General features: G+C 43.4%; 17 protein-coding genes. 10 read left to right on the top strand and 7 right to left on the bottom strand.

Features of this window, described 5'->3' with window-relative positions; translation table 11 throughout:
- Positions 1-40: 40 nt before the first annotated feature.
- The 3 genes from FQ084_RS08100 (at position 41) to FQ084_RS08090 (ending at position 3,260) form a co-directional block, all read left to right on the top strand.
- Positions 41-1,654 (top strand): flavin monoamine oxidase family protein, encoded by a 1,614-nt coding sequence (locus FQ084_RS08100; protein WP_149490116.1) that lies wholly within the window; start codon positions 41-43, stop codon positions 1,652-1,654.
- 92 nt (positions 1,655-1,746) lie between these two features.
- The gene (locus FQ084_RS08095) at positions 1,747-2,403 is read left to right on the top strand and encodes a c-type cytochrome (RefSeq protein WP_149490115.1); all 657 of its coding nucleotides are present in this window, start codon (positions 1,747-1,749) and stop codon (positions 2,401-2,403) included.
- A 155-nt stretch (positions 2,404-2,558) separates the two neighbouring features.
- Positions 2,559-3,260 (top strand): DUF1003 domain-containing protein, encoded by a 702-nt coding sequence (locus FQ084_RS08090; protein WP_149490114.1) that lies wholly within the window; start codon positions 2,559-2,561, stop codon positions 3,258-3,260.
- A 92-nt stretch (positions 3,261-3,352) separates the two neighbouring features.
- On the opposite strand, the gene FQ084_RS08085 is transcribed toward FQ084_RS08090, so the two are convergent.
- A complete protein-coding gene (locus FQ084_RS08085) occupies positions 3,353-4,105 on the bottom strand; it encodes a UTRA domain-containing protein (protein WP_262880696.1) in 753 nt (250 codons plus the stop codon).
- Positions 4,106-4,380: 275 nt separating this feature from the next.
- On the opposite strand from FQ084_RS08085, the gene hutU reads away from it, so the two are divergent.
- The 5 genes from hutU to hutI all read left to right on the top strand — a co-directional run bounded on the left by hutU (position 4,381) and on the right by hutI (position 11,711).
- Positions 4,381-6,099, top strand: a complete 1,719-nt coding sequence (gene hutU / locus FQ084_RS08080; protein ID WP_149490112.1) for a urocanate hydratase — start codon at positions 4,381-4,383, stop codon at positions 6,097-6,099.
- Positions 6,100-6,168: 69 nt separating this feature from the next.
- Positions 6,169-7,560 (top strand): YjiH family protein, encoded by a 1,392-nt coding sequence (locus FQ084_RS08075; protein ID WP_262880695.1) that lies wholly within the window; start codon positions 6,169-6,171, stop codon positions 7,558-7,560.
- Between the two features lie 84 nt (positions 7,561-7,644).
- Positions 7,645-9,207, top strand: a complete 1,563-nt coding sequence (gene hutH, locus FQ084_RS08070) for a histidine ammonia-lyase (RefSeq protein WP_149490111.1) — start codon at positions 7,645-7,647, stop codon at positions 9,205-9,207.
- Between the two features lie 56 nt (positions 9,208-9,263).
- On the top strand, positions 9,264-10,340 hold the full coding sequence (hutG, locus tag FQ084_RS08065) for a formimidoylglutamase (protein WP_149490110.1): 1,077 nt from the start codon (positions 9,264-9,266) through the stop codon (positions 10,338-10,340).
- A 24-nt stretch (positions 10,341-10,364) separates the two neighbouring features.
- The gene (gene hutI / locus FQ084_RS08060; protein ID WP_149490109.1) at positions 10,365-11,711 is read left to right on the top strand and encodes an imidazolonepropionase; all 1,347 of its coding nucleotides are present in this window, start codon (positions 10,365-10,367) and stop codon (positions 11,709-11,711) included.
- Between the two features lie 160 nt (positions 11,712-11,871).
- On the opposite strand, the gene FQ084_RS08055 is transcribed toward hutI, so the two are convergent.
- From FQ084_RS08055 to FQ084_RS08035, 5 genes are all read right to left on the bottom strand, one after another.
- A complete protein-coding gene (locus FQ084_RS08055) occupies positions 11,872-14,097 on the bottom strand; it encodes a PhoX family protein (protein WP_149490108.1) in 2,226 nt (741 codons plus the stop codon).
- A gap of 194 nt (positions 14,098-14,291) precedes the next feature.
- Positions 14,292-15,158 (bottom strand): hypothetical protein, encoded by an 867-nt coding sequence (locus FQ084_RS08050; RefSeq protein ID WP_149490107.1) that lies wholly within the window; start codon positions 15,156-15,158, stop codon positions 14,292-14,294.
- A gap of 51 nt (positions 15,159-15,209) precedes the next feature.
- Complete coding sequence (locus tag FQ084_RS08045) at positions 15,210-15,755, bottom strand: DUF3124 domain-containing protein (protein WP_149490106.1); 546 nt, start codon at positions 15,753-15,755, stop codon at positions 15,210-15,212.
- A 17-nt stretch (positions 15,756-15,772) separates the two neighbouring features.
- On the bottom strand, positions 15,773-16,474 hold the full coding sequence (locus FQ084_RS08040) for a potassium channel family protein (RefSeq protein ID WP_149490105.1): 702 nt from the start codon (positions 16,472-16,474) through the stop codon (positions 15,773-15,775).
- Between the two features lie 79 nt (positions 16,475-16,553).
- Positions 16,554-18,314 (bottom strand): TrkH family potassium uptake protein, encoded by a 1,761-nt coding sequence (locus FQ084_RS08035; protein ID WP_149490104.1) that lies wholly within the window; start codon positions 18,312-18,314, stop codon positions 16,554-16,556.
- A gap of 220 nt (positions 18,315-18,534) precedes the next feature.
- Here FQ084_RS08035 and FQ084_RS08030 point away from each other — a divergent pair, with 220 nt between their 5' ends.
- Entirely contained in the window at positions 18,535-18,780 is a 246-nt protein-coding gene (locus tag FQ084_RS08030) for a LysR substrate-binding domain-containing protein (protein ID WP_149490103.1), read from the top strand.
- A gap of 16 nt (positions 18,781-18,796) precedes the next feature.
- Here FQ084_RS08030 and FQ084_RS08025 read toward each other — a convergent pair whose 3' ends face one another.
- Positions 18,797-19,567: an ABC transporter ATP-binding protein gene (locus tag FQ084_RS08025; RefSeq protein WP_149490102.1), complete on the bottom strand. Its 771-nt coding sequence runs from the start codon at positions 19,565-19,567 to the stop codon at positions 18,797-18,799.
- A gap of 616 nt (positions 19,568-20,183) precedes the next feature.
- Here FQ084_RS08025 and FQ084_RS08020 point away from each other — a divergent pair.
- Positions 20,184-21,530 carry a sensor histidine kinase gene (locus FQ084_RS08020; RefSeq protein ID WP_149490101.1) on the top strand — a complete coding sequence of 449 codons (1,347 nt, stop codon included), beginning with the start codon at positions 20,184-20,186 and terminating at the stop codon, positions 21,528-21,530.
- Positions 21,531-21,726: the final 196 nt, after the last annotated feature.

Here is a 21,726-nt window from a genome sequence, read left to right as displayed (position 1 = left end):
CTGATGTCATGGATGACGGTTCTATAATAAGGATAATAAAATGAATGATATGCTTCAATCGCCCACACGCCGGCAACTGCTGTCAATGATTGGTAAGACCGCAGGAGCGACTGCAATGTATCAAGCGATGACTACGTTAGGGTTTGCTTCTGAATCTAGCTTTAAAAAAGAGATGGATTTAAAGGGTGCGCCTGCTGGTGCGAGCATTGTGATACTTGGCGCAGGATTGGGCGGGCTCACCGCTGCTTATGAGCTACGTAAAGCTGGCTATAAAGTGACGGTTCTTGAGTTTCAAAATCGCGGTGGTGGGCGCAGTTGGACACTAAACGCAGGTGATAAATATACCGAGCTTGGTGGCGGCGAGGTAACTTGTGACTTTAAAAAAGGCAACTACTTTAACGGTGGGCCATGGCGGCTACCGGTGCATCATTATGCGGTATTCCATTATTGTAAAAAATTCGGTGTGGCATTACAGCCCTTTATACAAACTAATGACCGCGCCTATTTGCACCGTACCAGCCATTTTAATGGCGCACCGCAGCGCTTAGGCGAGGTACAAAGCGATATCCGCGGTTATGTCTCAGAGCTATTATCTAAAGCGGTTAATACCGGTAGCCTGGATAAGACAGTCAGTAAAGAGGACAAAGAAAAGCTATTAGAAGGCTTAAAAGGTTGGGGTGTCCTTGATAATAATTATCGCTATGTTAAGAGCCATGAAACCAGCAAGCATCGTGGTTATAGCGTTTATCCGGGTGGCGGGCTCATGCCTGATGCTAAGCCCTCGACACCGATACCGATGAACAAACTATTAAATTCAGGCATGTGGTCAGATATTTATAGCAACTATACGATATATGACCATCAACCAGCGATGTTCCAACCTGTCGGCGGGATGGGAAAAATCGGTGATGCCTTCACTCGCGAATGCCGAGACCTGATTAGGTTCAACGCTAAAGTCACTAAGATTTATCAAGATGAGAGCGGCGTCACTGTTGATTACGTCGATAGTAGCAGCAATAGTAACAATCCTGATGGCGCCACTAAAACCGTGCGTGCTGACTGGTGTATTTGCAATATTCCATTGTCGGTATTGACCCAGATTGACATTAACGTCTCAGCACCAATGAAGCAAGCGATGGCAGCGGTCCCTTATGACACCTCTTATAAAGTAGGTTTAGAGTTCAAACGCCGATTTTGGGAAGAAGACGAGTGGATTTATGGCGGTATCAGCTATACCGATATGCCCATCTCCCAAATCTCCTATCCCTCACACGATATGTTTACCACAGGCTCAGGGGTGCTACTTGGCGCCTATGGATTTGGGGAAGCCTCTTATAAATTTAATACCCTTAATCCAAAAGAGCGTATTGATGCGGCACTACAGTATGGCAAACATATTCATCCGCAATATACCAAAGAGTTCCGCTCTGGAACCTCGGTCGCTTGGCATCGTATTCCATGGTCGCTCGGTTGCTATGGTATCTGGAGTGAATCGAGCCGTAATCAGTACTACGATACGCTATGCGCGATTGATCACCGTATCGTGCTGGCGGGTGAACACTGCTCACATATCCCAGCATGGCAAGAAGGCGCAATTTTATCTGGCATGGATGCCGCTCAGCGACTACATCAAAAGGCAAAAAAGCTTGTCTAGTCGGAGTGGTTGTTGATTAACGGCATTGATTGGTGGCGTTGATTAGTAAAAATACTTAAATAGTGATAACAATAATAAATTCAGAGGTCATCATGGATATGAGCAAATCAAACCTACTTGCTGTAGTAATGATATTGAGTGTCGGAGCTACAGTTGCGTTATCTGGCTGTAGTCAATATAAAAAAGACCAAACCGCTCATACAACAGCCACCCTTGCCAGTCAGCAACAAGCCACACAAATGGTCTTTGATAATCAAGCCAGTCGCAATAATGGCGCGTGGGGTGCCGTCTATATGTCCAAAGAGGCGCTTAGGTCGCCAAGAGCTAATATCGTCGATATCAGCTCAATACCAACAATGGCAGAAGATGCTAGCCTGAAAAAATGGCTTACAAAATTCGAAGATAGCTCTGAAGGTAAAAAGGGATTTATAACGACCAACGGCAAAAAGCTCTATGACGATTCTTGTGCGGGTTGTCATATGCCAGATGGCAAGGGTGCACAAGGAGCGGGTTACTATCCGCCGCTTGCCGATAACAGTAAGATGCAATCAAAATATTATATTATTAGTGTTGTGATGAATGGTCTACGCGGTATGCCTTCCTTTCACAACATGATGAACGATGAGCAAATAGCAGCGGTCACTCAATATGTGCATAGTGATCTGAATAAATTTACCGATAAAGTCACTGCTGCCAATGTCGCTCAGCTCCGTCATGATTTTCCGCCCGGTTCTGATCCTAGTGAATAATTTTATTATAAAACAGCTGTATTATAAAAAGTGCTTTATAGAAACTCTTTGCTTGCGTTAGATAATAATGAAATAGAGTGACTGTAATGACTTGGTTCATTATTTAATGATAGCGCTAAGCAATAATACGGTAATGACTATAAAAGAGTGTGACTATGACTAAAAAAAATGGCTTTTATCACTGTATTGTCTGTGGACAAAATTATCCTATAAAAACCCTTACCCCTATAGGCACAGTACGAAAAGCAATCACAGAAGAAATTTTACATGATTTCCCCGAATGCTTGCCTAAAGATTATATTTGCCAAACCGATTTAAGTAAGTATCGAACGAAGTATGTCAAATCATCGCTAAGTTCTGAAAAAGGTGAGGTGACAGATCTTGAATCTGAATTGATTAAAAGTATGCAACAGCATGAACTTATCACCAAAAATATTGATACAACCCTAGACCAAGAATGGACATTTGGTGAACGATTGGCAGATAAAATTGCAACCTTTGGTGGTAGTTGGACATTTCTCATTTGTTTTGCCATTTTTCTAGCCATTTGGATTATCGTCAATACCGTGGTAATGGTCGCCCGTCCTGCTGATCCCTACCCGTTTATTCTATTAAATTTAATATTATCCTGTATCGCTGCTATTCAAGCACCTGTGATTATGATGAGCCAAAATAGGCAAGAAACCAAAGACCGATTGCGTTCAGAAAATGATTATCAAATTAACTTAAAAGCCGAGCTTGAAATCCAACACTTGCATGAAAAGCTGGATCACCTTTTAATGCATCAATGGGACAGGCTCGCTGAAATACAAGAGATACAACTTGACTTGTTATCTGAGATGAGCAAAAAGCAATAGGATGACCGCTATCTTGTCCGTAAATATAGTCGTCAAATATAAACTTAATGTTAAACTAAAGAAATTGGCAGCTATAGCAATGAAAATTAAGGCTACAACTCCCCTGTAAACTGATAACGATCCCCTGCATGCCACATCTTCACAAAGGTCAGTACCCGTCCTGCTGAATACGTCTGACGGCGCAGTACTAGCGTTGGTGACTGCGGTGCAACCTGCAACGCATTTGCAATTTCATCAGGTGCTGCCACTGCGCGAATGGTATAGCTACCGCGCTCTAGTGGGCTTTTGGCAATGAGGTAATCGCTGGTATTGACCACGCTAAAATCTTGCTCGAGAAATTGTGGTACTTTTTTCGCATCTACCCAGCGCTCTTCAAACTGTATCGGCTGACCATCAGCAAAATGAACGATTTTTACTTCGTATAACACAGCTATTTCATTGCTATGAGTATCCTCTGAATCAGAGGATACTACTGCTGTATCAAGATCAAACTTACCACACATTTCATCATCTAACATACTCGCAGTAATAGCACGCTTGCTCACAACATGTGCCTGATAATCACGATTGGCCGATTTTAAATCTTGAGCGATATTACGCACTTCCACAAAAGTATGATTAAACTGCTGCTGGGCGACAAACGTCCCCGACCCTTGCCGGCGTTCTAATACCCGCTCTTCACTCAATTCCTTTAAAGCCCGGTTGACCGTCATACGAGAGACGCCAAACTCTTCTGCCAACGCCATTTCTGTAGAAATCGCATTACCCGCCTGCCATTTACCCGAATGAATATTGTCCAGTATTGCGTTTTTAATCCGCTGATATGCTGGAATTGCTTTTGTCATGTCACGCTTCACCTTTGTCATGCTTGTCTTCAACTGTCTATTTCAACTATGCAACTATAAAAGTGCTGACATAATATCACGACCATTATCATAATCACCATGAGATAGCCTTTTCAACCCATCAACCGCATAAATAATTCGACGACTTATAAAAAAATGCTTGCATGAAAAAATAATCTTTGATAATTTGTATATACAACTTATTGTTTACACCAAATAATACTACCAACAACATAACATTAGCAAGCTGTACAGATAATCAAAAGGATATGAGCATGACTACTGATAATGGATTGAACAAAACCCCTGCATATACTCGCCGTGATGAGAGTCGCAATATCGCCGCGCCAACTGGCAGCACACTACATTGTAAAAGCTGGCTGACCGAAGCCCCTTATCGCATGCTGCAGAACAACCTGCATCCTGATGTGGCTGAAAACCCAAAAAGCTTGGTCGTCTATGGTGGGATTGGACGCGCAGCCCGTAACTGGGAAAGCTATGATCAAATCCTAGAGTCACTCAAAGAATTAGAAGACGATGAGACATTGTTAGTGCAATCTGGTAAGCCTGTTGGCGTCTTTCAAACTCATGAAAATGCGCCGCGCGTATTGATTGCCAACTCTAACCTTGTACCGCGCTGGGCAACGTGGGAGCATTTCAATGAGCTAGATCGTAAAGACTTATTTATGTATGGCCAAATGACTGCGGGTAGTTGGATCTATATCGGTACCCAAGGAATCGTTCAAGGGACTTATGAAACCTTCGTTGAAGCCGGTCGTCAGCATTATGATGGCAGCTGGGCAGGACGTTGGATTTTGACTGCTGGTCTTGGTGGTATGGGTGGCGCGCAGCCACTAGCGGCTACCTTTGCCGGCGCGACCTCTTTAAACATAGAATGTCAGCAATCTAGTATTGATTTCCGCTTGCGTACCGGCTACGTCGATAAACAAGCTGATGATTTAGACCATGCTTATGAACTCATCAAGCAACATACCGCAGCTGGTGAAGCGGTTTCTATCGCCCTACTTGGCAATGCCGCCGATATCTTGCCCGAGATGGTCAAGCGCGCCAATGCAGGTGAAATCAAACCCAATTTGGTCACTGACCAAACCTCAGCACATGATTTGATTAACGGCTATCTACCAAGTGGCTGGACGGTTGAAGCATGGAAAGCCGCACAAGAAGACCCAGAGCAACACGCTGCCTTAACCAAAGCCGCTGCTCAGTCTTGTGCCGTACACGTACAGGCGATGCTAGATCTACAAGCCATGGGTATCCCAACAACCGATTATGGCAATAACATTCGTCAAGTTGCTTTTGATGAAGGGGTTAAAGATGCTTTTAACTTTCCGGGTTTTGTCCCTGCTTATATTCGTCCACTGTTTTGCCAAGGTAAAGGTCCCTTTCGCTGGGTCGCATTATCAGGGGATCCAGAAGATATCTACAAAACCGATCAAAAGATTAAAGAGCTTTTCCCTGAAAACCAGCACATTCATCGCTGGCTTGATATGGCAAAAGAGCGCATTCAGTTCCAAGGTCTACCGGCACGTATCTGCTGGTTAGGTCTTGGTGAGCGTGATAAAGCAGGTCTTGCTTTTAATGAGATGGTCAAAAATGGCGAGCTTAAAGGTCCTATTGTCATCGGTCGTGACCACTTGGATACCGGTTCTGTTGCCAGCCCAAACCGCGAAACAGAAAGTATGAAAGATGGCTCAGATGCGGTGTCAGATTGGGCATTATTGAACGGTATGCTAAATGTCGCAGGCGGTGCCACTTGGGTATCATTGCATCATGGCGGTGGCGTAGGTATGGGGTACTCACAGCACTCAGGCATGGTCATCGTCGCTGATGGTACTGATGCGGCAGCCAAACGCTTGGCACGAGTATTAGTCAATGATTGTGGTTCTGGCGTTATGCGTCATGCAGATGCAGGCTACGAGCTAGCGATTAAAACTGCCAAAGATTATGGCTTAAAGCTACCGATGATTAAATAACTTGCCCTTGTCCTTACACGATATCAATCGACATAAGGACATCATCAATACTTTATCAAGGATGATAATATGTCTAACCAAGATCTTATGCCACCAGCTAGTCCAGTACCTGACCTACTACTAGGCATTCCAACATCTGATATGACGCCGCCTGAAAAGTTGCTATCAAAGCCTATGGCGCTGATACAGCTTATTGTATTTAGTGCCATTGGTCTGGTGATGTTTTTTGTTCCTTTTACCATTGGTGAGAAGAGCACAATTTTGTTCGATCACGGCGCAACTTATCTGGTCAATCAGCAACATACTTTATCTGTTATCTTACTGTTTATGCTGATGATATTTGGTGTAAGTAAGCCATTTATCGATGGCTCATGGCGCAAAAATATCACCCATAAAATCCTAACCGTTTTTAAAGTGCTGGGACTGGTATTAGCCGTGATGTATATCAGCGGTAACGCGCCCGCCTTTATGATGGAAAAGGATATGCTGCCGTTTCTGTTTGAAAAACTGGCGCTACCGGTTGGCATGATTGTCCCGCTTGGGGCGTTGATTCTGGCATTTTTAGTAGGTTTTGGCTTGCTTGAGATGGTTGGTGTGCTGATGCAACCGATTATGAAGCCTATCTGGAGAACACCTGGCGCATCAGCCATTGATGCGGTTGCTTCTTTCGTTGGTAGTTATTCGATTGGACTGTTAATTACCAATCGCGTTTATCTACAAAAGCAGTATTCTGCGCGTGAAGCTATCATTATCGCTACTGGCTTCTCTACAGTATCGGCAGCATTTATGGTAATTGTTGCCAAAACACTGGGGCTGATGGAATTTTGGAATCTGTTTTTTTGGTCAACGTTGGTGATTACTTTTATTGTCACCGCTATTACTGCCCGTATTCCACCGATTAGCCGGTTTGATAATGAGCTGGACCGTCCAAATTTAGACTACAAAAGAGGCACGCGTCTAAAAGCGGCGTATGAGCTGGGTTTATCTACCTCACGCCGTGCATCGGATTTCAAACAAATTCTATGGTCTAATTTTCGTGATGGTTTGACCATGGCAGCGGCTATTGTGCCTTCTATCATAGCCGTTGGACTCACTGGACTATTATTAGCCAAGTACACGCCGGTATTTGACGCTCTAGGGTTGCTACTATACCCATTTACATGGTTAGGCGGTTTGCCAGAGCCACTCGTCGCTGCCAAAGGTATGTCAGCAGGACTGGCTGAGATGTTCTTGCCCGCCTTATTGCTCAGTGAAGCGGATATGTTGACCCGTTATGTCGCCGGCGTCATCTCTATTAGTAGCGTGCTGTTCTTTTCTGCCATGATTCCTTGTGTACTGGCGACCGAAATTCCCATCTCTGTTGGCAAAATGGTCATCGTTTGGTTCCAGCGTGTGGCACTTAGTATCTTGTTAGCAGCAGCTTTTGGACATTTGGCGATGTCTCTTGGCTGGATAAGTTAAGAAAACTCAAATAACATCACTATATATAGTGTGTAGACAACCAATAATATAATTAATATAGCACCTAAAGTTAGGATTACCCTTATGACTGATATCAAAAAAATAATACTACAGCCACGTCAATTAAGCTTTGAAATGCTGCGCGATATTTACGAGCGACCTGTTGTATTGACGCTACCTGACAGCGCTTATGAAGCGATAGATGCCTCACACGAAGATGTACGCACCATCATTGCGCGCGATAAGAGCGCCTATGGTATCAATACCGGTTTTGGTCTATTGGCAAAAACTCGTATCAGCGATGATCAATTAGAATTACTACAGCGTAACCTTATCGTCTCTCATTCGGTTGGTACTGGTGAAGCATTACCCGCCAACGTGGTTCGATTGATTATGGTCATGAAAGTTGCCAGTTTGGCTCAAGGCTTCTCTGGCGTACGTCGCGAGGTCGTTGATAGCTTGCTTGGCCTAATTAATAATCAAATTACCCCAAATATTCCTGCCAAAGGCTCAGTAGGTGCCTCTGGTGACCTCGCACCTTTATCGCATATGACACTGGCTATGATGGGCGAAGGTCATGTTTATGTTGAGGGTAAAAAAGTACTGGCCGCTGATGCGCTAGCGCAGCATGGTCTTGAGCCTATTACTCTAGCGGCAAAAGAAGGTCTTGCTCTTATTAATGGTACCCAGGTATCAACCGCGCTAGCATTGCGTGGTTATTTCTTAGCACGTGATTTGCTTGAAACGGCAACCATCGTCGGTTCACTGTCTATCGATGCCGCGAAAGGCTCAGATGCGCCATTTGATGCGCGTATTCACGAAGTACGTGGTCATCATGGTCAAATCGAAATCGCCAAAGCACATCGTCAACTAATCAAAGGCAGTGCCATTCGCGCCTCCCATGATGGCGAGCAAGATGATAGAGTACAAGATCCTTACTGCCTGCGTTGTCAGCCACAAGTGATGGGTGCTTGCCTTGATATTATTAATCAAGCAGGAAAGACGTTATTGATTGAATCTAATGCCGTCACGGACAACCCTCTTATCTTTAACAATGAAGATGGTCCTGTTGCTATCTCAGGCGGTAACTTTCATGCTGAGCCAGTTGCCTTTGCTGCCGATATTTTAGCCTTGGCCATTGCTGAGATTGGTTCCATGTCTGAGCGCCGTATCGCTTTGTTAATCGATGCTACGTTATCAGGTGGCTTACCACCATTTTTAGTTGACAATGCAGGGTTAAATTCAGGCTTTATGATTGCTCATGTCACAGCAGCAGCGCTTGCCTCAGAGAATAAATCTATCGCCCATCCCGGTAGTGTCGATAGCATCCCAACTTCTGCCAACCAAGAAGACCATGTGTCGATGGCAACGTATTGCGCACGACGCCTATACGAGATGGCACAAAATACCGCCACCATTATTGGTATTGAGCTCTTGGCTGCCGGTCAAGGTATCGACTTCCATCGCGGATTAGAGACCTCAGAGCCGTTGACTGTTGCGCATCAGAAATTGCGTGAACAAGTAACTTTTTATGATAAAGACCGTTACCTAGCCCCTGATATTGAAGCAGCAAAGCAGTTAGTATTAGCTGGCACGCTTGCTGAGCATTGGCAGTCATTGCGTAGTAATTGGTATGATTCTAAATAACAGCCTTTACAATAAAATCTAATAGTATAAAGGCGAATGAAACAAGGAAGCTGACGATGGCATCATTAACCAACACAGCAACGAGTACCATAACCGATACAGCAACCGTTAGCCAAACAGGTGCTGATATGAGTCGATGGACAGGACGTGCAGAGCCGTTTGAGACAGCACGCGCCTGCTACTGGTATCAGTTGGCTCAGCCTTATATGCAGCAGCGTATTGGGCTGGTCGGTTTCGCTTGTGACCAAGGTGTCAGGCGCAATCAAGGACGCGTGGGTGCAAGAGCTGCTCCGCCATTGATTCGTCAGGCGTTTGCTACGCTGCCCGTCATCGCGGAGCTACAGCAGCGCTTTGATAATCAACTGCCAACCTTACTGGGTGACGCTGGCGATATTCATTGCCACGATCATGATGATTTTGCTGCCAACATGCTAGAACAAGCACAGATAACATACGCCAATACAGTGAGTCAGATTATCAAACAAGGCGGTTTGCCCATCGGTCTTGGCGGTGGTCATGCCATCGCTTATGGTAGCTTTTTAGGATTGTGGCAAGCTCTACCGCAAACAGATCTCACAACCCATAAAGACGCGACGCCGCGTATCGGCATTATCAACTTTGATGCACATCTTGATATTCGTCAGTCTGATGTCGCAACGTCTGGCACACCATTCCGACAAATTGCCGAGCATCTTGATGAACATGGTCAGCCCTTTCACTATTGCTGTATCGGCGTCAGTCGTTTTTCCAACACTGCCGCTCTCTTTGATCGTGCTGAGCAATTAGGCGTGCATATCATCAGTGATGAAGACTGTACCAATAAGAAATGGAAAAAAATTGCAGCTCAAATAACAGGTTTTATCGAAAGCGTTGATATTATTTATTTAACGATTGATATGGATTGCTTGCCATCAAGTATCGTACCCGGTGTCAGCGCGCCAGCGGCCTATGGTATTGAGTTCAGTTTCGTTGAGCGCGCTGTCAAACTTATCATGGCATCAAACAAAGTAAAAATAGCCGATATCGCTGAGATTAATCCTACCTTTGATATTGATCAACGCAGCTGTAAAGTCGCCGCTCGTCTCTTGGCGACTATTATAGAGCAGCATTTACTTATCACCGAAACGCACTAGCTTCAAAATAAGCAGGAGCACATTATGAATAACTCTAGCGAACAGATATTTGATGACTCTATCAATACTACAGACGTTATGGATAGCATGACATCGTTTGACCACATCATTATTAATGCCAATCTCGCTACCTTTTCAGCGCAATACGGGTTTGATATTTATAGCGCCAATCAAAATAATGGTCAAAATAAAAGCACACCTTATGGTCAGTTAGAAAACGCCGCTATCGGTATCAAAGACGGTAAAATTGCATGGGTTGGCACGCATACACAAATAACGCCGCATCTGAGCCATTATAAAAACAATCAAATCAAAGACGTTGATGGCAACTGGATAACGCCCGGGCTCATCGACTGCCACACCCATATCGTTTATGCTGGCAACCGTAGCAATGAGTTCGAAGCACGACTGCACGGCGCCAGTTACCAAGATATCGCTGCACAGGGTGGTGGCATTATCTCAACGGTTAGCTCTACCCGCGCAGCTAATGAAGAAGAACTATTTTTCCAAAGTGAAAAACGTCTGCTCGCGCTCATTAAAGAAGGCGTTACCAGTGTCGAAATAAAATCTGGTTATGGACTAGACCTAGAAACTGAACGCAAAATGCTAACAGTCGCGCGTAAGCTTGGTAAAAAGCATAACATCCATGTTAGTACCACTTATTTAGCTGCCCATGCCCTACCACCTGAATACAAGTCTCACATGCAGGACCACTCGGATGATTATATAGAGCAAGTTTGCCAGTGGTTACCAATTTTGTATGCTGAAGGTTTGGTCGATGCGGTCGATGGCTTTTGTGAAAACATCGCCTTTACTGCTGAGCAGATTAAGCGCGTCTTTGAAGTGGCTCGCTCGTTAGACTTGCCAGTTAAGTTGCATTCTGAGCAGCTGTCAAATATAGGCGCTAGTGCTCTGGTAGCAGAATATAAAGGATTGTCAAGCGACCATCTTGAGCATTTAGTAGAAGACGACATTAAAAAAATGGCAGCGAGCAACACCATTGCCGTGCTATTACCGGGCGCGTTTTATACACTACGTGATACCAAACTACCACCGATTGAAGAGTTACGTAAACATCAAGTTTCCATTGCTATTTCAACCGACTGTAATCCTGGCACTTCACCGCTCACGTCGCTATTATTAGCAATGAATATGGGCTGTACACTATTTTATTTAACCCCTGAAGAAGTATTGGCTGGGGCAACCGTTCATGCGGCACAAGCGTTAGGTCTAGCCAAAAAAGGCAAAATAGAAGTGGGTTACGATGCTGATTTGGCGCTTTGGGATATCAGCCGCCCTGCTGATCTTGCTTATCAAATGGGATTAAATCCTATCGCAGGTATTATGGTTCAAGGGCAATGGAATACCTAAGCAAAGTAATAACTGAACGCACAACCTCTTCTTAAAAGTGTCGTTTAAAAACACAATAACCAATATACTTGCATCCTTATTCTCTATAAACGCAGAAAAGAACATCAAGCATATTGGTTTTTTCGTTAACGATTAGGAAGATTATTAAGTGCTAGTAGTTTTAAGTGCTACTAATAGTATCATCAAAGGACTCAGCCAATATAACATCGCCATCTTCTCGCGTAATCATGACCGTCGCTGAGCGCGGAGTACTGCCGCCGGCGACGGCGCCCCAGCTATTGCCTGGATGCTGAATGTTGATAAACAACGTTTTGAAATCTGGCGTCATCGTAATACCAGTCACCTCACAGCCCTCAGGACCGACGAAAAAGCGTTTGATATTGTCATTACTGGCAGGCATGCCGACTCGGGTTTGTTGCCCTGCCGAAGTGGTTTTAAGGGTGCCATCGCTGACTTTGCCCGGTAGTGCTGCTAATAGCATACAACTACTGGTATCCGTATAAGCACCATCATCTGTCTGAATCCACAACACCCCACGTGGATCAAAATACAGTCCGTCTGGCGATGATAAATCGTTGTTGTCATTTAGCTGCGATAAGTTCTCTGCTGACAAATCACTTGGCGAGGCAAACAAATAAATATCCCATTCAAAACTTGTTGCCGCATGATCGCCGCCTGTTTCTGCCCAGCGAATTATATGACCATTATCATTACCAGCCGCCTTGCCGCCGACTTGATAGCTGCGTGGGTTGGACGCTGAAAGCGGTTGATCATCACTTACGCCGCGATACTTATTATTGGTCAAGGTCACATATACCTCACCAGTTATGGGGCTGACCGACACCCATTCGGGTCGATCCATCTTGGTTGCCCCGACTACATCGGCAGCGGCACGGGCGAAAACCAGCACTTCATCTTGTCCATGAAACGGCAATATACTATTAGAGGTATCCAGTCCGTTTTGACCATGGATCAGTGCTTTCCACTCACCGCGACCATTTTCATGGAATATCGCGACATATAGTGTGCCCTCATTCATATATTTATCACCCGCTTTTAAGCCGCCACCGATATCCGCATTTGACCACGTGGCTTTGGAGACGAACTTATAAATATATTCGCCGCGGGCATCATCGCCCATATAAAAGACCACAGGTTTGCCTTGCTCAACAGGTGCATAGGCACAATTTTCATGGGCAAAACGCCCTAGTGCGGTACGTTTTTGAGGTACAGAGTGTTGGTTAAAAGGGTCGATTTCGGTGATATAACCAAAGGTATTAAAGGCATGACGGTAGTCATCGGCAGCACTCGCACCGACGGCTGTTATATCCCAACGTGAAAACTCGTCGGGGATGGCAGCATCTTTGGCGTCAGGTGTATGCCACAGATATTCAAAGCCAGGGAAATTCTCCGTTGCCCCGTAGCGCTCGCGACCGTAGTTATGTGCAGCACTCAATTGAGGGGCATCTTGCCCACGGGCAAATACGCCTAAAAAATTCTCTTCGGTAGTCAGATAGGTGCCCCAAGGTGATAATCCAGCACCGCAGTTATTATTAATACCGCGAGTCTGAAATCCTGTCGGATCAAACTTGGTCTTAACCAAATCAGAGCCAGCAACAGGGCCTGCTAATTGGGCAGTCGTACTGCTGGTGATACGGCGATTGTATTTCGAATTGGGCACCATCTCATAACCCATACCGTCAGCGCGTCGGCTCATCTCAACCACAGTAACTCCATGACAGTTGACCTCGCGGCGCACGTCGCTCGCGAGGCGACGGTTTTGGAAAATTGGCGGGGCACTATTATCTTGGATGACATGGTAACCAAATGGGCTAAGCTCACTACTGTTTACATATTCGTGGTTCATCACCAACAGACCGTTTTCTGAGGCTTTGGCATCGTACGTATTGCCCTTTTTGCCAAAGAACCACATACCATCATGGTTGTCACCCATACGCCATTCAAACGACTCAGCGGATTGCTCACGATTGTCCTTCCAATCCTCGATGCCAGATATCAGCGGCGTGCCTAGTGGTAATATCATCTCGGCTTTATAGCCTGCTGCTACGCTCATCGTCTCAGCCGTTGAATGCGGCACTGCTGTAAACTTTAAGGTTTCGGGGCGTTTTAAATCGCCTTGGGCGGGAATAGCAGCGCTGTTATCGTCGCTAGGATTAACAGGCAAGCTGCTATCATCATCGTCACTACAACCGACTAAAGGTAATGCACCAAAAAACGCCGCCGCCGTTAATCCTGTGCCGCCTTTTAAAATACTGCGGCGGTTCATACGGCGATTGATAATGGTTTGAAAGTTGATATTATTAGTTGGGTTAGAGTCTTCAACAAATTCGTGCGTTAGCTCTTGCTTGTTATTCAATGAGGTCATGTTCAGTTACCTTTTAGGCTGGATTGGCATAGAAAATATTGCGGCTTTATCGTTGCAACCACTAAAATACGATTTACGCTTGAGTCTACTGAAACTCCATGACAACTTGATGACAAATTTTTAGATAATGATCGGCGAAAGATTATCCTATTTCTAATATGAACTTGAAGCTACACACTGTTTGCGTTTACTCCTTAAGAGCAACCTTCGACCAGATAGATTGCTTCTGGTATACCGATATCAATACTTTCTACTTCCCCTTTTAATAAGCTCCGATTATCTGCCGTCCACTCTGTTGATTTAATCCTATAACCATTCAGCCTTTGACCGCCCTTGATGTGGTATTCAATTTGTATGGGTAGTTTATCCTCTTTACCATTAAGCTCAATATTGTTGTCCTTTAACGACTCTCCGAGTTGGGGCTCTTTTATCACCTTAAAATTAACGTTAGCAATCAAGCTATAGTAGTCGCCATTAAGCGCATATTTATCGACCTCATAAGTCAGCTCGTTATTATGCGCTTTCATGACTTCTGACACTGAATCGCCAACATAGATATCTGTATAAAAAGGTATATTTGGAGCTTGAATAGTGATCAGAGCAACTTTGTTATTTATCATTTGATATAACACAGAGGCACGTTTACCGTACTCTTTATCCGTATAGCTCACTGCTGGATTACTGACGTAATAGCATTGCTCATTGTCCGTTTCTGCTTTAGTCAGTCCTAACTCATTTAGCAATTCAGGGGTAATAACCTGCCCGAAGCTTAGCTTTTGGTAGCCTGCTGGCGTTACGGTTTTATCATTAGATAGCTTTGATACTTCGATAGCTGGCGCTTTATCTGCAGTAGCGGATTTTATAGGTGCAGGATTTATAGGGGTTTTATTATCTTCAGGCTTGCTTTTATGTACATCATCCGTTTGTGCTGTGATGTCATTGTTTGAAGATGAAGACTGTAAATCACAGCCTGCCATCAGTTGCGCAGTAGCGAACAAGACAGTAATAAGCAGTGTGGTTTTAATGGTTGGTAAAGTTAAATTTTGGGTGAACACTAACATGGCAACACTCCTAAATTTGGATTATCCATATTAATAAAGCGTACAAGTCTATCAATACAAAACTGGTGTACCCTGCGTGCTAAAAGCGAAACCTTTATTGCTGAAGTTACCAATCATTACCGCCTCAATGACTGGTCTGACCGTCTCATCTACTCCTTCGACTTCAATGATAAATTTTGCCCCTGAACCGCCTTTATCCTCTTCTTTTTCGACAATATAATTCAAGGTTGCCATGGCCGGTAGCTCAATAGTCTCTGTTAAATATGACTTTACAAGATCACCATCGGTACTGTAATAATCTATTTTGTTAATATAGAGCGATTTTTTTAAGGTGGTGTTGCGAACGCTCAAGGTCGCTGACAGTAAGACCTTACGGTTATCCCTGTCCGTATAGATATCTGAATAAATCGGTACATAAAAGGTTTGTTTGTAGCCGAACTGGCTGTGATCGACTTTTTTAGAGTGCTTTTCAAGCTCTTGAATGGGGTCTTGATGCTTCTCTGAAAACATGACATTTGGGTTTTGTTTGGACTCATCACAACCGTTAAATAATAGCAGGCTGGCAAGACATAGTACGGATATGCGACACTTATTCATAACGTTATCCCTGTCGATTAGTGTACTTTAACCCCTACACTACGTAAGAAGTTATTGATATGTTTATTAGCCCCATACACCACCAGCACATCCTTATCTTGTAGCACTTGCTCTGGTGTGGCTAATCCCTGAATGCTGGGTTTACTTTGACGACGACCAAAGCTGTCTTCATAATGCTCATAGCGCATGGTGCTTAGCAGTTTAAGATTGAATTTATGTTCCATTTGTAACGCTGCAATCGTTTTTCCAACTAAAATATCTGGAATACTAATCTCAACGATACTAAAGTGTTCCGTTAAACTAAACGAGTCGACGAAATAACGTAGCGATAGACGTTTTGCCCAGCGCATCGCCGATTCTTTTTCAGGATGAAAAATATCATCAACCCCAATCGCTTGTAGCACTTTTTCATGTAAAGGATTGATACTACGACTGATTAAGCGCCGGGCTTTTAGGGTTTTAAACAGCGCCGTTGCCATAATATTAGCCCCTTCATTTTCACCAATGGCCACCACCACTATATCGGTATCCATAATAGGCAAGCCATTAACCGTATATTCGTCGGTAGCATCCATGCAGATAGTATGAGTGATTGCTTCTTTATAAGCTTCAACTTTTTGCATGTTGCTATCAATGGCGATGACTTCATGGCCTTGGCTCGTCAGCGCCATGCCCAATGAAGAACCAAAGCTACCTAAACCTGCAATAATGTATTTCATAATATTCCTTGTCACTCATGCAACTATAAATGCAGCAATCGTACCGTTTTTAGTTAATACTTAATTAGTGAATATTTGGTTAATTAATAGTAATCTCTTCAGTCGGATAACGGTAGTTACGTTGATACCTGTTTTTAAGTAGCGCAATAAATATCGTCAACATCCCCACGCGCCCAACGAACATAATCGCTGAAACGACTAGCTTATTAAAAGTGGATAGCTCGGCGGTCAAATTTAAGCTCAAACCAACGGTACTATAGGCAGAAAAACACTCAAAAATCACTTTAATCAAGTCAAGCTCAGGCTGATCATAACTAATGAGCGTGACGCCCAGTCCAATGACCAATAGCGACAACCACATAATGGAGAACGCTCGACGAATAGAGATATCAGCAATCTCGCGTTGAAATACTTCAACCTTATTCTGACCACGGGCTAAGCTCAAGGTGTTTAATATCGCAATGGCAAAGGTGCTGGTTTTTATACCGCCACCGGTAGAGTTTGGCGAAGCACCAATCCACATCAAAAAAATCGTCAGCATGATAGTCGGGAATGCGAGCGCATCCATATCCGCAATATTAAATCCTGCGGTACGCGGTGTCGCTGCCGTGAATAGCCCTGTAATCACCTTAGCGTAAAAACTCTGATGCTCAGCAAGTATGCCGTTGTATTCAAATACCATGACCCCAACCAGTCCAATCAACAATAAAGTGCCGGAGGTAATTAAAGTGATACGGCTATTAATACTAAGCAGCCACGGCTGGTAACCATAACGTGGATCATTCTTAAAAATGGCTCTTTGGGCACGGTGACGCAGATAGCGTAATAAATTGACAACAATGATAAAACCCATACCGCCAAATAAGAAAGTGGTGCTAATAATGAGCTGTAAAGGATAATTAAAGCGCAGCGAATCATCATATAAGCCGGCACTAAAGGTAGAGAATCCAGCATTACAAAAAGCAGAGATGGCATGAAAGATCGAGAAAAACAGTCTTTCTGCAAAACTCATCCCTGGCAAATCATAGATACTAATAAAAATCAAGATAGCAGCCAGCGCCTCAACCCCAAACGTCACATATAAAATGGACTTGAGGGTGGTGACCATATCACCCATTCGTTGTGAGACGTTGAGCTCACTGATACTTAGCTGCGTCTCATAACTGACGCCGCCTTTAAAGAAATAACTAAAGTACGTCACAAAGGTAAGAATACCCAAACCGCCAATTTGAATCAGTCCGATGATAATCAGTTGCCCAAACGTCGTGAAACGGGTCGCCGTATCTACCACAATCAGCCCTGTCACACAGACTGCACTGGTAGCCGTAAATAGCGCATCGACAAAGGATATTGGCTCAGTGGTGGCATTGGGCATCATAAGCAACAATGCTCCGACCAATACCACGGATAAAAAGCTTAAGATAAAAAACTGACCAGGATTTAAAAAGGCACGGTTCAGACTAAAATTATTGTCGGATATCTCACGGATGAAAGTGACAAAAACGGCAACCTTAATCGCAATAAAATCATCAACTGGCATTGATAATCCTGAACGCGCCAGCTCAAAGAAATGTACCGCCAATAATATAAAAATAGCGACACTGGTTAGTAAATCGAAAACCGCGACTTTGTTAACAGACAATCGAGACTTTGAACGAATATAACGCCATACCGTGGCAACAAAACCCAATAAAATAATCGTTAAGTAAAAAATATGAAAAACATGTTGTAGCCACGTCGTGAGCGTAAAACCACTATCGACTAAGGCAGTCCCGACGCCAATAGCGCCAATAACAATAGTGAACTTATTCAACAGCCGATACGGTAGGGCTGGGTGCATAGCCTAATTCCATGAAAGGAGTAACGATAATACTTATACGCCTTTTTTTCACTATCCACTAAAACTGTTTTTAAATAATCGTAACCAGTTATGATATTTTTAATACTTATCTTTTGTTCAATATACAACCTCTCAGTATTCATTATTAATACAATAAATTGATACCGACAGACAATCTATAGCTGCCAAACAAAATGGCTAGCGTCGGGTTGCCGCTGATGTGTGGTGGGTTGAGAGTCAGTGGGTGATTATTGAGCTTGTCCAACGTAACCTTGGCTGGGCGTTAGTACCTGAGCATATTCTTGTTGATGCGTTAAAAGATGGCTCTTTGGTATCACCAAAACTGGATTTTGATAAGCACAGTTGGCCCGTTGCGGTTGAGCTCATTTGGCATAAAGAAAAGCCTTTAGGTAAGGCTGGGACTTGGTTAAAAAAGGCAGTCATCGCCTTAGATCAGCAAGCATGATGGCTTTTATCTATAGTCAATTCAATGGATCAGCTTGAGAGATACCGTCAGCAAATAAACTTAAGATATTGCGACGTTTGATATTGAGCTGATTTAAAATAAAGTTTGTGGCGAAATCATTGGTAGGATTATGGATGATTTCAGATGGTTCAGCGAATTGTGCCACTTTGCCATCTGATAGCAGTAAAATACGATCAGATAACGTCATGGCCTCTTCTGGGTCATTTGTGACAATCAAGGCAGTCAGCTGATAGCGCACTACAATTTCACGAATGCGCTCTTTGATGATTTCTTTAATCATTCCATCTAATGCAGATAAAGGCTCATCTAACAGTAGCAACTTAGGTTTCATGATTAAGGTGCGAGCCAGAGTGACACATTGCTTTTGACCGTCAGATAGCTGATGAATACGCTTATTGAGATACGCTTTAATATCGAGCAACTCGATCAGCTCATCGACTTCTTCTTGTGTACTAACATTGGGGTTACTATGTAGACCATACTCGATGTTTTGTTTGATATTGAGATTGGGGAATAAGACATAATCCTGGAAAATGTAATTAAACCCTCCTTGTCTCATAGGTACAGGAGTAATATCTGCACCATTATAGGTAATCCGACCGCTACTAATATCGGTTAAACCCAAAATCATTTGCAGTAAAGTGCTCTTACTGCAGCCAGATGGCCCTAAAATTGAAACTATCTCACCCTTATTAATTTTGAGTGAAAGATCTTCGAAAATCACGCTACCATCATATTTCTTTGTAACTTGTCTTAGCTCTAACATAGCCACTCACCCAATCGCTTATAATCATCCATTTAATTACTTATCTGGCGTAGGTCAGCAGTGTATCTATCAGATATGACACTTCGATGAAAAAACATGACAAGAAATAGCATATTAGGCTTTGGTATTTTTTAGTTTTGTTAGATGGTACTGTTAGTAATGGGTGTTGATAGATAATGAACCGTCTCTGTATTGTCGCAGACTCAGCATTCTGTTGGTATGACAAAGGTAAGATTACTGAGTCCGGCGTTATCATCTCTGATCGTCTCTGTAGGTACCACTGGCGATTCATCTGATAATGGATTGGCTGAAGCGATCAATGGGCCTTATAAGGCTGAAGTAATTCATGACTAAAAAGAAAATCGGACTGTTGTCAGTGATGCTGAACTGTCAACTCTTGAATGCATAGATTGTTTCAATAAAATGCGATTTCACAGTATGATTTTTTATGTGTCTTCTTTTGAGTTTGAAAAGCGGTATTATAATACTTTGACTTTGTCACGCATCGCTGCCTGACTCAAGTAAATCAACCTCCGATAAAGTCGAGGCGGCTCATTCATTCTTGTCCTTCTATTTAACTTTTTTATCTACTGCTTTCCATTACGAAGTGAATACCATGTTCAGTATAGACTCCATTGCCAATAAGTTTAGAATCTCATACTTCCTCTTTGCGCTATTGCTTTGCGCTACTTTCGTCAGTATTTTTATGTATGCTGAAGCCAGGCTCGAGCAAGAGCTGGTCAAAGCGCGCTTGATTCAACAATTGGCGCTCAGTCAAGAAAAGGATGGTAAACAACCGGTTTATATTGCCAATCCAGATATCAAAATCTATGATTATGAGAGTGCGCCTGATCATTTAAAAGCCATCGCAACCGAAACAGTGCAAGAAACTCCTGTCACTGTTAATACTGAAGCAGGCAATATAAGAACCAACCTGCATTTTTTTATATATCAACAAAACAACCACAGCTATCTTTTAACCTACTTAGAAGACAGTGCAATGGTGATGAAAAGCTATCCTGTTTTGGCGATATTCGAGCAATTAGAAGACATATTTACCAATGCCTTAACATTTGCCGTCATCTTAAGCCTACTTATCGCCGCGATATTCTCTCAGCTGTCCTCAAGGCAAATTACCAAGCCTTTGTTAGACCTGAAAAACGCCGTAGAAACAAATCATCAAAACTTAACCCAATTGACGCATCTGCCTTCAGAGGTTGGCGTCTTGGCTCGAGCCATTGACGAGAAAAACCAAAAGCTTGAACAGTATTTAAAGCGTGAGCAATTATTTACAGGTGATGTCAGCCACGAATTGCGCACGCCCCTAACCATTATTATGGGCGCATCAGAAGTATTGGCATCGCAATTGACCGATGACAGTCACTTGAGCGAATTTACCAATCGTATTAGCAATACCGCCAAAGAAACCTCTGAAATCATCACCGCTTTACTATTGCTCTCTCGTGCGCCTGAAAAACTAGACACACCGCAAACGTCCATTAATCGCATCACTTTCAATGAAGTTGAGCGTTTAAATTACTTATTACGTTATAAGTCAGTAACTTGCACAGTCCTGGCTGAACAAGAATATTTTGCATACGTGCGACCTGAGTTGCTCAAGATGGCAGTAGGAAACTTGATAAAAAATGCCTTCCAATATACTGACGAAGGGGAAGTTATGATCAGTATCGACGCGGAGAAAATCACCGTCACTGATACTGGTCTCGGCATCCCTGAAACGATGATGCCACTGCTATATGAGAGATTTGAGCGTCTAGCGCAACAGAATAATGAGGCACAATTGGATACAGATATGTTATCAAAAGGATACTCTAGCTATAAAGTTGAAGGCACAGGCTTGGGCCTTAGTATTGTGCAACGCATCATGTCCCATATGGATTGGAAGCTGACGCACCAAGCCAATGCTGGGGGCGGCAGTACCTTTAGTATTCATTATCAATAGCTTTATAAAGAATTAAAGAATGGCTTTCTCGCATCGTTAACGCAGTAAGGTATTCTTTAGACGGTTTTCAAGCCTCTTATCAATTTAAGGCGGCTTTTAGACGAGTGTTATGGCTTAATATTATCTCATTCATTGTCATTAACTATAGCTTGTACTATTGCAAGCTTATTTTCCAAAAGACCTCTTATCAATCAAC

Source organism: Psychrobacter sp. ANT_WB68, from assembly GCF_008369115.1.
Classification (GTDB): Bacteria; Pseudomonadota; Gammaproteobacteria; order Pseudomonadales; family Moraxellaceae; genus Psychrobacter.
This window is presented reverse-complemented; position numbering and strand designations above follow the sequence as displayed.

Bases quoted from the DNA above. Each gene is read 5' to 3' on its own strand.
- FQ084_RS08100 (WP_149490116.1), top strand. From the start codon at position 41: ATGAATGATATGCTTCAATCGCCCACACGCCGGCAACTGCTGTCAATG.
- FQ084_RS08095 (WP_149490115.1), top strand. From the start codon at position 1,747: ATGGATATGAGCAAATCAAACCTACTTGCTGTAGTAATGATATTGAGT.
- FQ084_RS08090 (WP_149490114.1), top strand. From the start codon at position 2,559: ATGACTAAAAAAAATGGCTTTTATCACTGTATTGTCTGTGGACAAAAT.
- FQ084_RS08085 (WP_262880696.1), bottom strand. From the start codon at position 4,105: ATGACAAAAGCAATTCCAGCATATCAGCGGATTAAAAACGCAATACTG.
- hutU (WP_149490112.1), top strand. From the start codon at position 4,381: ATGACTACTGATAATGGATTGAACAAAACCCCTGCATATACTCGCCGT.
- FQ084_RS08075 (WP_262880695.1), top strand. From the start codon at position 6,169: ATGTCTAACCAAGATCTTATGCCACCAGCTAGTCCAGTACCTGACCTA.
- hutH (WP_149490111.1), top strand. From the start codon at position 7,645: ATGACTGATATCAAAAAAATAATACTACAGCCACGTCAATTAAGCTTT.
- hutG (WP_149490110.1), top strand. From the start codon at position 9,264: ATGGCATCATTAACCAACACAGCAACGAGTACCATAACCGATACAGCA.
- hutI (WP_149490109.1), top strand. From the start codon at position 10,365: ATGAATAACTCTAGCGAACAGATATTTGATGACTCTATCAATACTACA.
- FQ084_RS08055 (WP_149490108.1), bottom strand. From the start codon at position 14,097: ATGACCTCATTGAATAACAAGCAAGAGCTAACGCACGAATTTGTTGAA.
- FQ084_RS08050 (WP_149490107.1), bottom strand. From the start codon at position 15,158: ATGTTAGTGTTCACCCAAAATTTAACTTTACCAACCATTAAAACCACA.
- FQ084_RS08045 (WP_149490106.1), bottom strand. From the start codon at position 15,755: ATGAATAAGTGTCGCATATCCGTACTATGTCTTGCCAGCCTGCTATTA.
- FQ084_RS08040 (WP_149490105.1), bottom strand. From the start codon at position 16,474: ATGAAATACATTATTGCAGGTTTAGGTAGCTTTGGTTCTTCATTGGGC.
- FQ084_RS08035 (WP_149490104.1), bottom strand. From the start codon at position 18,314: ATGCACCCAGCCCTACCGTATCGGCTGTTGAATAAGTTCACTATTGTT.
- FQ084_RS08025 (WP_149490102.1), bottom strand. From the start codon at position 19,567: ATGTTAGAGCTAAGACAAGTTACAAAGAAATATGATGGTAGCGTGATT.
- FQ084_RS08020 (WP_149490101.1), top strand. From the start codon at position 20,184: ATGTTCAGTATAGACTCCATTGCCAATAAGTTTAGAATCTCATACTTC.